The organism is Streptomyces tremellae (assembly GCF_039540215.1).
In the GTDB taxonomy this organism is placed as follows: Bacteria; Actinomycetota; Actinomycetes; order Streptomycetales; family Streptomycetaceae; genus Streptomyces; species Streptomyces tremellae.
In genome coordinates this window covers 16,192-29,362 of the sequence record NZ_BAABEP010000075.1, presented here as the reverse complement: position 1 = coordinate 29,362, position 13,171 = coordinate 16,192, and the positions used below count along the sequence as shown (strand labels likewise).

At 73.3% G+C, this 13,171-nt stretch carries 11 protein-coding genes and 1 other RNA gene; 10 read left to right on the top strand and 2 right to left on the bottom strand.

Features of this window, described 5'->3' with window-relative positions:
* On the bottom strand, positions 1 to 970 hold a 970-nt coding region (locus tag ABEA77_RS30395), incomplete at its 3' end, for an FHA domain-containing protein (protein ID WP_425588420.1).
* Positions 971 to 1,258: 288 nt separating this feature from the next.
* Here ABEA77_RS30395 and ABEA77_RS30390 point away from each other — a divergent pair.
* The 4 genes from ABEA77_RS30390 (at position 1,259) to ABEA77_RS30375 (ending at position 6,948) form a co-directional block, all read left to right on the top strand.
* Positions 1,259 to 2,935: a serine/threonine-protein kinase gene (locus ABEA77_RS30390; RefSeq protein ID WP_345654699.1), complete on the top strand. Its 1,677-nt coding sequence runs from the start codon at positions 1,259 to 1,261 to the stop codon at positions 2,933 to 2,935.
* A 271-nt stretch (positions 2,936 to 3,206) separates the two neighbouring features.
* Positions 3,207 to 4,454 carry a serine/threonine-protein kinase gene (locus ABEA77_RS30385; RefSeq protein ID WP_345654696.1) on the top strand — a complete coding sequence of 416 codons (1,248 nt, stop codon included), beginning with the start codon at positions 3,207 to 3,209 and terminating at the stop codon, positions 4,452 to 4,454.
* A gap of 71 nt (positions 4,455 to 4,525) precedes the next feature.
* The gene (gene prfB / locus ABEA77_RS30380) at positions 4,526 to 5,632 is read left to right on the top strand and encodes a peptide chain release factor 2 (protein ID WP_345654693.1); all 1,107 of its coding nucleotides are present in this window, start codon (positions 4,526 to 4,528) and stop codon (positions 5,630 to 5,632) included.
* Positions 5,633 to 5,907: 275 nt separating this feature from the next.
* A complete protein-coding gene (locus ABEA77_RS30375) occupies positions 5,908 to 6,948 on the top strand; it encodes a hypothetical protein (protein ID WP_345654690.1) in 1,041 nt (346 codons plus the stop codon).
* 110 nt (positions 6,949 to 7,058) lie between these two features.
* Here ABEA77_RS30375 and ABEA77_RS30370 read toward each other — a convergent pair whose 3' ends face one another.
* Entirely contained in the window at positions 7,059 to 7,253 is a 195-nt protein-coding gene (locus ABEA77_RS30370; RefSeq protein WP_345654688.1) for a hypothetical protein, read from the bottom strand.
* A gap of 271 nt (positions 7,254 to 7,524) precedes the next feature.
* Between ABEA77_RS30370 and ftsE the strand changes: the two genes are divergently transcribed.
* The 6 genes from ftsE to ABEA77_RS30340 all read left to right on the top strand — a co-directional run bounded on the left by ftsE (position 7,525) and on the right by ABEA77_RS30340 (position 13,171).
* Positions 7,525 to 8,214, top strand: a complete 690-nt coding sequence (ftsE, locus tag ABEA77_RS30365; protein ID WP_345654685.1) for a cell division ATP-binding protein FtsE — start codon at positions 7,525 to 7,527, stop codon at positions 8,212 to 8,214.
* A gap of 73 nt (positions 8,215 to 8,287) precedes the next feature.
* Positions 8,288 to 9,205, top strand: coding sequence for a permease-like cell division protein FtsX (ftsX, locus tag ABEA77_RS30360; RefSeq protein ID WP_345654682.1), 918 nt, complete (start codon positions 8,288 to 8,290; stop codon positions 9,203 to 9,205).
* Positions 9,206 to 9,274: 69 nt separating this feature from the next.
* Positions 9,275 to 10,468, top strand: coding sequence for a S41 family peptidase (locus ABEA77_RS30355; RefSeq protein WP_345654679.1), 1,194 nt, complete (start codon positions 9,275 to 9,277; stop codon positions 10,466 to 10,468).
* Between the two features lie 68 nt (positions 10,469 to 10,536).
* Positions 10,537 to 11,016 carry an SsrA-binding protein SmpB gene (gene smpB, locus ABEA77_RS30350; protein ID WP_345654676.1) on the top strand — a complete coding sequence of 160 codons (480 nt, stop codon included), beginning with the start codon at positions 10,537 to 10,539 and terminating at the stop codon, positions 11,014 to 11,016.
* A gap of 121 nt (positions 11,017 to 11,137) precedes the next feature.
* Positions 11,138 to 11,525: a transfer-messenger RNA gene (ssrA, locus tag ABEA77_RS30345) on the top strand.
* An 860-nt stretch (positions 11,526 to 12,385) separates the two neighbouring features.
* Entirely contained in the window at positions 12,386 to 13,171 is a 786-nt protein-coding gene (locus ABEA77_RS30340; RefSeq protein WP_345654673.1) for a hypothetical protein, read from the top strand.

Here is a 13,171-nt window from a genome sequence, read left to right as displayed (position 1 = left end):
CCGGCACCTGCGGGGCGCCGGCCCCGGCGGGGGCGCCTGCCGGGGTGCCCGCGCCGGCCGGGCTGCCCGTGCTCCCGCCCTGCCGCGCCCGCGGCACGGAGGGCTGCGCCGGCCCGGGAACGTACGGCCCGGGGACGTACGGCCCGGTCCCGTGCACGGCCGCGCCCGCAGGGCCCGTAGCGGCGCCGCCCGGGGCCGCCCCGGGCGCGGAGCCCGCGCCCGTGCCGCCGCGGTCCGCGGCTCCCCCGGTGACCAGGCGCAGATGCCCCTCGCCGTCCGGCGCCGTGGCCACGGCGGGCTCGCGGGTGCCGGGTGCGAGCGTCAGCGTGGACTCGCCGAGCCGCAGCCACGCGCCCCAGGCCATGGGGACCTGCGCGGGGCCGACCGCCGCGCCGTCGAGCGACGTGCCGTTCGTCGAGCCGAGGTCCGCGACCGTCACCGTGCCGCCGGGCGCGACCGTCACCGCGCAGTGCAGCCGCGACACGTCCGGGTCGTCGAGCGGCACGTCCGCCTCGGCCGACCTGCCGATCACCACCCGGCCGCCGTGCAGCAGGTGCACCCCGCCCGCGTCCGGGCCGCCGACCACCCGCAGCTGCGCCGCCGCCTCCTGTACCGGCGCCTCGTCCTCGCCCGGCGCGCCGAGCGACAGCACGGCCCCGTCGACCAGCGGCGGCACGCCGAGCAGCGCGCGCTGCGCGTCCAGCCGCGCCCGGCCCGCGTAGAACACCGGGGAGGCCGGCGCGTCGGCGCCGAGGACGGCCGTGGCAAGGCCGGACGCCACCGCGGCCAGTGCCGTGCCCGCGGGCGCCGTCACATAGAGATCACAGCCGTCAGAGCCATCACGGCCAGCACGGACGTCGCACGCGCGCCCCGGCGCGAGGACGGTCAGCCGGATCTGCATCGCCGTCAGCGGTCCCTTCTGCGCGGGGAGTCCGGCGGGCCGCGGGGATCCACCGGTGGGTGAGGGCATCCTCGCACCTGCCACCGACAACGCGCCCGCGACCCGGTCCGAAGTGATCTTGATTGGTCGGCTGTGCGCACATAAATGCCTGCTTGGGACCGGCTCCCGCGCGCACAGGACCGCCCCGCGGGCAACCGCCCCCGCCGCACCCGCGTCCTTACCCGGGGCGCCGTCCCCGCCGTCACCCCGCGGGGCGCGGCCGATCACCCCCGGTGACCCTTTCGGCGGCACTAAAGTGGCTGGGGTCCCAGGGGGACGGGACGATGCAGTGACCGCTATCAGCAGGGAGCACATGACGTGCGGCCGGTAGGCAGCAAGTACCTGCTCGTGGAGCCGCTCGGACGCGGTGCGACGGGCACCGTGTGGCGGGCTTCGCAGCGGGAGACCGCCGGAGCCGAGGCGGCCGTGCCCGGCCAGCCCGGCGAGACGGTCGCGATCAAGGTCCTCAAGGAGGAGCTCGCCAACGACGCCGACGTCGTGATGCGGTTCCTGCGCGAGCGCTCCGTCCTGCTCCGCCTCACCCACCCGAACATCGTGCGCACCCGCGACCTCGTCGTCGAGGGCGACCTGCTCGCGCTCGTCATGGACCTCGTCGAGGGCCCCGACCTCCATCGCTACCTGCGTGAGAACGGCCCGTTCTCGCCGGTGGGCGCCGCCCTGCTCACCGCGCAGATCGCCGACGCGCTCGCCGCGAGCCACGCGCAGGGCGTCGTGCACCGCGACCTGAAACCCGCCAACGTCCTGCTGAAGGACGACGGCGGGCAGCTCCACCCGATGCTCACCGACTTCGGCATCGCGCGCCTCGCGGACTCGCCCGGCATCACCAGGACCGCCGAGTTCGTCGGCACCCCCGCGTACGTCGCACCCGAGTCCGCCGAAGGCCGCCCGCAGACCTCGGCCGTCGACGTGTACGGCGCGGGCGTCCTGCTGTACGAGCTGCTCACCGGGCGTCCCCCGTTCTCCGGCGCCACCTCGCTCGAAGTGCTCCAGAAGCACCTCACCGAGGAGCCCCGCAGGCCCACCACCGTGCCCGAGCCGCTGTGGGCCGTCATGGAGCGCTGCCTGCGCAAGGACCCCGACGAGCGGCCGAGCGCCGTGAACCTCGCCACCGCGCTGCGCACCGTCGCGCCCGGCATCGGCGTCCACGCGACACCCGCGCAGGTCGACGCTGCCCTCGGCGCCGTCGCGCTGCTCGCGCCCGACCCCGCGCCCACCGCCGTTCCCGACACGCCGGGCGCCGCCGACCCGACCCAGGTGCTGCCCACGGGCGGCTCCTCCGCCGACCCCACGCAGGTGCTGCCCGCCGGCGGCGCGGCCGACCCGACGAGCGTCCTGCCGCACACCGGGACCGGCGGCCAGGGCGGGTACGACCCGGCCGCCGCGACCAACGTGATGCCGCCCGTGGGCCCCGAGGGCCCCGGAGGCGGCGAGGAGCGGCAGGGCCCGCACCCCTGGGAGAGCCAGCTGCGGGCCGCGCGCGACCGCAACGAGCAGACGCAGGTCCAGCCCGTGGACCCGGACCAGGACCCGCTGCGCCACCGGCCGCACCGGCAGCCGCAGCAGGGAAGCCGCCCGCCGTACGGTGCGGCACCCGCGCCCTACCCGCAGCAGCAGTACCGGCCGCAGCCCCGCAGGCAGCAGCCCCCGCCGCAGCAGTACCGTCCCCAGCCGCAGCCGTACGCCGCTCCGCCGCAGCAGTACGCGCCGCCCGCGCGCCCCGAGCCCCGTCCGGCGCGCGAGCCGCGGCGGCGCAGCGCCAACCCGATCCACATCCCGGGCCTCGGCTGCCTCAAGGGGTGCCTCGTGGTCGTCGTGGTGCTGTTCGTGGCGGGCTGGCTGGTCTGGGACCTCACCCCGCTCCAGAGCTGGATCGCCGAGGGCAAGAGCTACTGGAGCGCGATCGGCGACGGCATCTCCAAGGTGACGGGCTGGATCTCGGACCTGGGCGGCGGAGGCTCCGGCTCCGGCCGGTGAGCCGCCGCGGGTGCGCCGCGGAGTCCACCGCCCGGCCGCCGCCGGGTGCGCCGCCGAGCCGCGCGCAGGGGCCCGCACCGGCGCCGTACGACGTGCCGCAGCGGTCCCGCACGGACCCGACCCTGTAGCCATGTCATAGCTATGTCGACTTTCGGGGGTGAATTCCTCCCCGGAAGTGAAGGTTGCCGCCGTCCTGGGCACGGAACACCCCGGAAGCCGCGTACTTTGAGGGTCGGCCGAGGGGCAACGCGAGCCGCCTGAGGGAGCAGTCTTGGCACGGAATATCGGCAGCCGGTACACCGCCACCCAGATCCTGGGACGCGGCAGCGCCGGCACGGTGTGGCTCGGCGAAGGGCCCGAGGGCCCCGTCGCCGTCAAACTGCTGCGCGACGACCTCGCGGCGGACCAGGAGCTCGTCGGACGCTTCGTGCAGGAGCGCACCGCCCTGCTCGGGCTCGATCACCCGCACGTCGTCGCCGTGCGGGACCTCGTCGTGGACGGCAACGACCTGGCGCTCGTGATGCGCCTCGTCCGCGGCACCGACCTGCGCACCCGGCTGGACCGTGAGCGCCGCCTCGCCCCCGAGGCCGCCGTCGCGATCGTCGCCGACGTCGCCGAGGGCCTCGCGGCCGCGCACGCCAAGGGCGTCGTCCACCGCGACGTCAAGCCGGAGAACATCCTGCTCGACATGGAGGGCCCCGCCGGGCCGGGCGGCGCCCACCCCGCGCTGATCACGGACTTCGGTGTCGCCAAGCTCATCGACACCCCGAGCCGCACCAAGTCCACCCGCATCATCGGCACGCCCGACTACCTGGCGCCCGAGATCGTCGAGGGCCTGCCGCCGCGCGCGGCCGTCGACATCTACGCGCTCGCCACCGTCCTGTACGAGCTGCTCGCCGGCTTCACGCCCTTCGGCGGCGGCCACCCCGGCGCCGTCCTGCGCCGCCATGTCACGGAGACCGTCGTACCGCTCCCCGGCATCCCCGAGGAGCTCTGGCAGCTGCTCGTCCAGTGCCTGGCCAAGGCGCCCGCCTCCCGGCTGCGCGCCTCCGAGCTGGCCGCCCGGCTGCACGAGGTGCTGCCCCTGCTCGCCGGCATCCCGCCGCTCGACGTGGACGAGCCGGGCGCCGAGCACGCGGAGGAGCCGGCCGGGCACGCCGCCGCGCCGGGCGCCGTGCCCGCGGGCGAGGAGGAGGGGCGGCGCCGCAGCGGCGCCGTGCCCCTGGTGCAGGGCTCCGCCCCCGACTCCAACCGGGACACCCACACCAGCATGCGGGTGCCCGCCCCCGACGAGCTGGCGGGCGGCGCCCGCGGCACGGCCCGCGTCCCGCGCGCGCCCGGCGCCCCGCGCCCGGGATCGGCCAAGAGCCACAAGGCGGCGGCCGTGCGCAAGCGCCGCATCACCCTCGGTGTGGGCGCGGGCGTCCTCGTCGTCGCCCTCGGCGTCGGCGGATGGTTCGCCACCAGCGGCGACGACGCCCCGCAGGACACGAAGCAGAGCAGTCGGCCCGCGCCCTGAGGCCACCGCCCGCCCGGTCGCCGCCGCACGGCCGGGCGGGAGCGGAGCGGCCAGCGGTTACGCTTGGACGCGTGGCAGTCGTCGATGTATCCGAAGAGTTGAAGTCCCTCTCCTCGACCATGGAGTCGATCGAGGCCGTCCTGGACCTCGACAAGATGAGGGCAGACATCGCTGTTCTTGAGGAGCAGGCCGCGGCGCCGTCCCTGTGGGACGACCCCGAAGCGGCCCAGAAGATCACCAGCAGGCTCTCCCACCTGCAGGCCGAGGTCCGCAGGACCGAGGCGCTGCGCGGCCGCATCGACGACCTGGAAGTCCTGTTCGAGCTCGCGGCGGACGAGGGTGACGCGGACGCCCGCGCCGAGGCCGAGGCGGAGCTCCAGTCCGTGCGCAAGGCGCTGGACGAGATGGAGGTCCGCACACTGCTCTCCGGCGAGTACGACGAGCGCGAGGCGCTCGTCAACGTGCGCGCGGAGGCGGGCGGCGTCGACGCCGCCGACTTCGCCGAGCAGCTCCAGCGCATGTACCTGCGCTGGGCCGAGCGGCACGGCTACAGCACCGAGATCTACGAGACCTCGTACGCGGAGGAGGCGGGCATCAAGTCGTCCACCTTCGTCGTGAAGGCGCCCTACGCGTACGGCACGCTCTCCGTGGAGCAGGGCACCCACCGCCTGGTGCGCATCTCGCCCTTCGACAACCAGGGCCGTCGCCAGACGTCCTTCGCCGGCGTCGAGGTGCTGCCGGTCGTCGAGCAGAGCGACCACGTCGAGATCGACGAGACCGAGCTGCGCGTGGACGTCTACCGCGCCTCGGGCCCCGGTGGCCAGGGCGTCAACACCACGGACTCCGCGGTCCGCATCACCCACCTCCCGACCGGGATCGTCGTCTCCTGCCAGAACGAGCGCTCGCAGATCCAGAACAAGGCGAGCGCGATGAACGTCCTCCAGGCGAAGCTGCTCGAACGGCGCCGCCAGGAGGAGCAGGCCAGGATGGACGCGCTCAAGGGCGACGGCGGCAACTCCTGGGGCAACCAGATGCGTTCGTACGTCCTGCATCCGTATCAGATGGTCAAGGACCTGCGGACCAACCACGAAGTGGGCAATCCCCAGGCCGTGCTCGACGGCGAGATCGACGGCTTCCTCGAAGCCGGAATTCGCTGGCGCAAGCAGCAGGAGAAATAAGGGCGACGCTTTGTCGACAAGGGAACTGCCGCTTTGGAGGCGGCAGTTCCCTTTTATGTCACAGTTGGGGGCGGACGTGTCGGACAACTCGCTCCGTAACGGTCATCGCGCCCGCAACGGCCTTGACGCGTATATGGAAAATCGCCAGGCTGGCGCCTGGCATGCGTAATTCTGGGGCGCGTGTGACCGGGGGACGAACCAAGGCACCCGCTCCCCGTGGCCGCCGCTCCGGGCGCTGCTCCCATGACGACTGACTTACTGGGGGTACCAGGCAGATGACCAAGAAGACGCGTGTCCGCGTGGCGCGCATCGCCGCCGGCGCGGTGATCGTCGCCGGTGCGTCGCTGACGGCCGCGGGGGCCGCGCAGGCCGTTGCCCCGGCGGCCCAGACCGCGCCCAAGGCCGCCCCGACCGACGGAGACACGAGCTCCACCGGCGGCGACGGCGACACCAGCAGCACCGGCGGTGCCGGCGGTGTCGACGCGGGCAACAGCAACGGCGGCGCCTCCTCCGACGGCAGCTCCGATGGCAGCACCTCCGACGGCAGCAGCGGCTCCGGCGGCTCCTCGTCCGAGGGCGCCAGCGGCGAATCGTCCTCCGGTGTGACCGGCTCCGCCAGCGTCGGCGGCCTGCTCGGCGGTCTCATCGGCGGCGACGACGGCGGTTCCGACAACGGCGGCTCCACCAGCGACGGCGGCACCGGTGACAACGGCGGCTCCACCAGCGACGGCGGCTCCACCAGCGACGGCAGCACCGGTGACAACGGCGGCAGCGGCGACGACGGCGGGTCCACCACGGACGGCGGCTCGGGTGACGACGGCGGCACGTCCACGGACGGCGGCTCGGGTGACAACGGCGGCACGTCCACGGACGGCGGCTCCGGTGACAACGGCGGGTCCGCCACGGACGGCGGCTCCTCGGCCACCGGTGGTTCCGGCAGTACCGGCGGCGGCTCCTCGGCCACCGGTGGTTCCGGCAGTACCGGCGGCGGCTCCTCGGCCACCGGTGGTTCCGGCAGCACCGGCGGCAGCAGCACCGGCGGCGGTTCGAGCGCGACCGGCGGCTCCGCCTCCACCGGCGGCTCGGGCGACGTCAACACCTGCACCGTCGACGTGGACAGCGTGAACTGCGCCGACAACACCGACACCGACAGCGTCGGCAACCAGCCCGTCGAGCAGAGCGCGGGCACGTCGCAGCTCGCGGAGACCGGGTCCGGGGACACCACGTTCCTGATCCTGGGCGCCGCGACCATGATCGCCGGCGGCGTCGGCTTCCGCTTCCTGCCGCGTCTGGCGAGCCGGAACACGGCCGCCTGACCCGGCGCACCCGGCCCGCCCGGCCGGTACGCGGAGAGGGCCCGGACGCCTCGGCGTCCGGGCCCTCTCCGTCTGTCCGCTCGCTGCTGCCGCGCCCTCGCCGGAGCCCGTCAGGCCGGCTGGTTCACCGCCACCAGGGCCACCGCCGCCATCAGCAGCACCAGCACCGTCAACACGGCCGCCAGGCTCAGCCCGCCGAAGGGCCCGCTCTGCTGGAGGCGCTCCCTGTTGGCCCGGCACACGGGGCACCTGCCCTCGCTCACCGGCCCCGCGCAGTTGGCGCACACCAGTCGGTCGTAGGTCATGCGCTCTCCTCCTCACCGCGCGGCGGAGCCGCTCGTGGTGTTCCTCTCCGCGCAACGCCCGGGGAAACGCAACCGTTCCCCCCACCACTGTGCCAGTTCCCGGCCGCCTCGGCGCGGGCGGGCGGATTCCCGTACGCTTTCCGGCCGCCCGCCGAGTCGCGCGCGGCTACTTCCAGCGCGACAATTCGCCCAACCCAGGACGCCGACTGCGCGGGCCCAGCCGGTTCGCGTAAGGTCACGCACACCTACTCCCGGCCGACCGTGGTGCATCGTGATCCGATTCGACAACGTCTCCAAGACCTATCCGAAACAGAGCCGCCCCGCCCTGCGCGACGTCTCCCTGGAGATCGAGAAGGGGGAGTTCGTCTTCCTGGTCGGTTCCTCCGGCTCCGGCAAGTCGACCTTCCTGCGGCTCGTCCTGCGCGAGGAGCGGGCGAGCCACGGCATGGTGCACGTCCTCGGCAAGGACCTGGCGCGCCTGTCCAACTGGAAGGTGCCGCAGATGCGCCGCCAGCTCGGCACGGTCTTCCAGGACTTCCGCCTGCTGCCCAACAAGACCGTCGCGGAGAACGTGGCGTTCGCGCAGGAGGTCATCGGGCGCTCCCGCGGCGAGACCCGCAAGTCGGTGCCGCAGGTGCTCGACCTGGTGGGCCTCGGCGGCAAGGAGGACCGCATGCCGGGCGAGTTGTCCGGTGGTGAGCAGCAGCGCGTCGCCATCGCCCGGGCGTTCGTCAACCGGCCCATGCTGCTGATCGCGGACGAGCCGACCGGCAACCTCGACCCGCAGACGTCCGTCGGCATCATGAAGCTGCTCGACCGGATCAACCGCACAGGAACGACCGTGGTGATGGCCACCCACGACCAGAACATCGTCGACCAGATGCGCAAGCGCGTCATCGAACTGGAGAAGGGCCGGCTGGTCCGCGACCAGGTCCGCGGCGTCTACGGTTACCAGCACTGACCCTCGCGCAGAGATGTCGCGCGGTCCTCGCGGGCCGCGCGAACCACCCAGGCATCACAGTTGAAAGGACGCCATGCGCGCCCAGTTCGTCCTGTCGGAGATCGGCGTCGGTCTCCGCCGAAACCTCACGATGACCTTCGCGGTCGTCGTCTCCGTCGCCCTGTCGCTGGCACTCTTCGGCGGTGCGCTGCTCATGCGCGAGCAGGTCAGCACGATGAAGGACTACTGGTACGACAAGGTCAACGTCTCCATCTTCCTGTGCAACAAGGCGGACGCGAGCAGCGATCCCGCGTGCACGAAGGGTGCCGTCACCGACCAGGAGAAGGCGTCGATCAAGGCCGACCTGGACAAGATGGGCATCATCCAGCACGTCTACCACGAGACGGCCGACCAGGCGTACAAGCACTACCAGCAGCAGTACGGCGACACGGCGTTCGCGTCCTCCATCACCCCGGACCAGATGGAGGAGTCGTACCGCGTCAAGCTCAAGGACCCGCAGAAGTACAAGGTGATCGCCACCGCCTTCTCCGGCCGGGACGGCGTGCAGTCGGTGCAGGACCAGCGCTCCATCCTGGAGAACCTGTTCTCGCTGATGAACGGCATGAACATCGCCGCGCTCTGCGTGATGGCGCTGATGCTGGTGATCGCGCTGATGCTGATCGTCAACACGGTGCGCGTCTCCGCGTTCAGCAGACGGCGGGAGACGGGCATCATGCGGCTCGTCGGCGCGTCCAGCTTCTACATCCAGCTGCCGTTCATCATGGAGGCCGCGTTCGCCGGGCTGATCGGCGGCGTGGTGGCGTGCGGCATGCTGATGCTCGGCCGCTACTTCCTGATCGACGGCGGCCTCGACCTCCAGCAGAAGATGCAGCTGGTGAAGTTCATCGGCTGGGACGCGGTGCTCTCCAAGCTGCCGCTGGTCCTCGCGATCGGGCTGCTGATGCCCGCCGTCGCCGCCTTCATCGCGTTGCGCAAGTACCTGAGAGTGTGACAAGCGCCCCCTGGGGTTTACGGGTCAAGGCCCGGTCGGGCGCCGGGCGTTGTCCTAGACTGATGCGCCATGCCGGGTCACGTCACGCTCCGTCTCCGGCCCCGCCGCTTCGGCCGCGGGGCCGCTCTGACGTTGGTGTTCGCGGGCGTGCTCGCCACGGCCGCCGCCACCGACTCGCTGCCGCGCCAGGGCGGTTCCGCGCCGCACGACGCACCGGCCGCCGAGGCGCGGCCCGCGCCCTCGCTGGACGCGGGCGCGGTCACCGACGCGGCGCGCCGGGCCGTCGCCCGCGGCCAGTCGGGGACCGACGCCGCCGAGCAGGTCGTCAGCCGCAGCGGGGACCGCTGGAGCGCGGTCTACGACAAGAGCGAGTACGAGGAGTTCACGCAGGCCCTCGACGGCACGTACACCGGCGTCGGGGTCGGCGCCCGCCGCACCGCGGACGGGCTCGTGCAGATCACCCGCACCGAGCGCGGCGGCCCGGCGGCGCGGGCCGGGGTCCGCCCGGGCGACGTACTGCGCGCCGTGGACGGCCGCCCGGTCGCCGGGCTCCCCGTCACCCGGGTCATGGGGCTGCTGCGCGGCGACCCGCAGGGCGCGGGCCCGGTGGCCCCGCCCGGCAGCACCGTCGTGCTCGGCCTAGACCGTGCGGGGCACCGCCTCTCCCGCACCGTGCGCAGGGCGCGGCTCGCGGTGGCCTCGGTCTCCGTGGCACCGCTGCCGGGCGGCGCGCGGCGCGTCGCCGTCGACTCGTTCACCCGGGGGACCGGCGCACAGGTGCGGCAGGCGGTGCGCGACGCACCCCCGGGCGCCGGCATCGTGCTCGACCTGCGGGGCAACGGCGGTGGCCTGGTCTCCGAGGCCGTCACGGCGGCCTCCGGGTTCCTCGACGGCGGCCTCGTCGCCACGTACGGCATGAACGGGCGCCAGCACGCGTTGTACGCGAAGGGGCGCGGGGACACCGAGCGACCCCTGGTGGTGCTCGTGGACGGCGGCACGATGAGCGCGGCAGAACTGCTCACGGGGGCCCTCCAGGACCGCGGCAGGGCCGTCGTGGTGGGGTCGCGGACCTTCGGCAAGGGGTCCATCCAGATGCCGACGACGCTGCCGGACGGCTCGGTCGCCGAACTCACCGTGGGCCATTACAGGACCCCCGCGGGCCGGGCCGTGGACGGCCGGGGCATCACCCCCGACGTGGCGGCAGGCGGCGACGCGGAGCGCCGCGCCCTGACGGTGCTCGGCGGGCTCGGCGACGGCGCCTGACCGCGGCGGCCCCGGGCCGCGCGCGGGACGTGAAAGAGGTTGCACCGAGGTGCGAAAATGGCGGGACTATGGCTAAGGAAAAAGGGCGCAAGCTGATCGCGCAGAACAAGAAGGCGCGGCACGACTACCTGATCCTCGACACCTACGAGTCGGGACTCGTCCTGACCGGGACCGAGGTGAAGTCGTTGCGCCTTGGGAGGGCGTCGCTCGTCGATGGCTTCGTGCAGATCGACGGCCACGAGGCGTGGCTGCACAACGTGCACGTGCCCGAGTACAGCCAGGGCACGTGGACGAACCACTCCGCGCGGCGCAAGCGCAAGCTGCTGATGCACCGCGCCGAGATCGACAAGCTGGAGTCCAAGGCGCAGGAGACGGGCCACACGATCGTGCCGCTCGCCCTGTACTTCAAGGACGGCAGGGCCAAGGTCGAGATCGCGCTGGCCCGCGGCAAGCGCGAGTACGACAAGCGGCAGGCGCTGCGGGAGAAGCAGGACCGCAGGGAGACGGAGCGCGCGATCTCCGCCGTGCGCCGCCGCCAGCGGGGCTGACCGGCCGGGCACGGGCACGCGGGGCCGCCCGGCGCGGGGAATACGCTGGCACGGGCGGGCGTTGATCCCGTACGATGGGCACCGCGCCTCACAGCGGGTGCACGTCTTGAAAAATCAACATGGGGATGATCGGTTTCGACAGCGGCTGTCGAAGCAGGGGAAGCGAGCCGAGGAAGCGGCAATGATCTCGTAAACCATATGTCGCAAAAAATAATCGCCAATTCCAAGCGCGATTCCTCCGCCTTCGCCCTCGCTGCCTGATAAGCAGCTAGGCGAAGACTCCGCGGAGTGTCAGCCCGGGGGTGTTCCCGACCCGGATCCTGGCATCAGCTAGGGAACTAAACCTGTAGACCCGGTCACGGGGTGTGCAGGGAAATCACACAGTGACTGAGCCCGTCGGAGACTTGTCCACGTGATCTCCGGGGCCGAGAAAATCGTAGTGGACTGCGCTCGGAGAAGCCCTGATTCTGCACCGTTGGACGCGGGTTCGATTCCCGCCATCTCCACAGAGAAGTACCGGCAAGAAGCAGAGGCGCCACGGCCCGCGGCAGCGGACCGTGGCGCCTCTGTCGTGCTGCCGTGGCCGGGGCCCGCCGCGCCCTCGGGTAAGGGTCGGTGCGCGGCGGCGGGGCGTATGCAGGCCCCTGCTGTCCGCGATACGGGACGGTATGGAGGCCCGATCGGTGCCACCGAGCCATGAATTTTCCAGCGATGTCGGACACCGGGTGGCCACCCGGCGTTCAGCCGCCATGACTCCCTGCGCCGCTCCGGGCTCGGCCCGCACCGTCAAGACGCCAGGCCGGTGCGGCAGTTGGGGAATACGGGAAATGGTCTGAACCATTTCTCGCCCACGTGGTGATCAATGGGACGCCCTTACACGGTCGCCCGTGTATTCCGCAAGCAGAAGTACGACGGACGGAACCGTGCGCTACATTCGTGGCCCGGGTGCAGAGGGGTAGGGGGCGCTCGGCCGGGTGGGGGCCTGGCCGGCGGCATTCCGGAGGTCCGTTCGCGCGCCCTGAAACATTTATGTGGGGGGTTGTGCGCAGCAGTGGATAACTGTCGAGGAGACGTCCTTCAGGGGCGCGCTCACGAGCCGAAGAAAACCGTCGCGGAACCTGCGATATCCGCATGCGCGGAACCCGCGGGCCCTGTATACGCGAGACCCAGGAATTCCGCGGAATCGCTGGACGAAGCCCCGGAAACCCTGGAAACCGTAGAACTCGCAGGGCTCGGCGGCCGGGCCCTGCGAGGGAGCGGCGGCGCGGGCCGCGAGGAGGACGGCAAGGACCCGGGCGGCGCGCCCGTCTTCGTCGACGCGAGTGGCCGCAGGAGCCGGAAGATCCGCAGGATCGGCTGGGGCGTCGCCGTGCTCTGCGCGGCCTACGCGGTCGCGCTGATCGCCGCGCTCGTCGGCGGCGGCTCCACAGCGCCTCTGCTGAACATACCCGGCGTGCCGGAGCTCGCCGACAAGGGCAAGCCCGCCCGCACCGTGCGCCCCGACCCCGCACCGAGCGCCTCGGCCTCCGCCACCCCGGCCGGGCCCGGGGCCGCCCCGACCGCGGCGGACACCGAAGGGGACGGCGTACCCGACGCGGCCCTGCCCGCCGCGGCGGCCGGAGCGCGCGGGCCGTCAGCACCGGCCTCCGCCGCCCCGCACGACCGTGCGACCACCGGCGGCCTGGCCGCCGCGGGGTCCACGGGCACCACCGCGGGCACCAAGGGCCGGGGCGGCGCCACCACGGCGCCGCGCTCCAGCGGCTCGGCCGGCGGGGGGACCGGTGCCACCACCTCGGGCGCCTCAGGAGCCTCGGGAGCCACCGGCACCTCGGGAAGCTCGGGGACCGCCGGGTCCGGCGGCTCCACCGGTACCGCGGACGGCACCTCAGGCGGCACGACCGGCTCCACGGCGGGCACCGGCGGCGACACCACGGGCGCCAGCGGGACCACGGGCGCCGGCGGGACCACGGGCGCTCCTGGCGACCCGGCGGGCGGTGCCACCACCGGCACCACCGGCACCTCGGGCACCACCGGCACTCCGGGCACCACCGGCACCGGCGGCACCCCGGGAGACCAGGGCGCGCCGGACTCCGGCACCCGGGCCGCCGACCTGCCGGGCGCGACGGACACGACGCCCCCGGAAGGCACGGCCTGA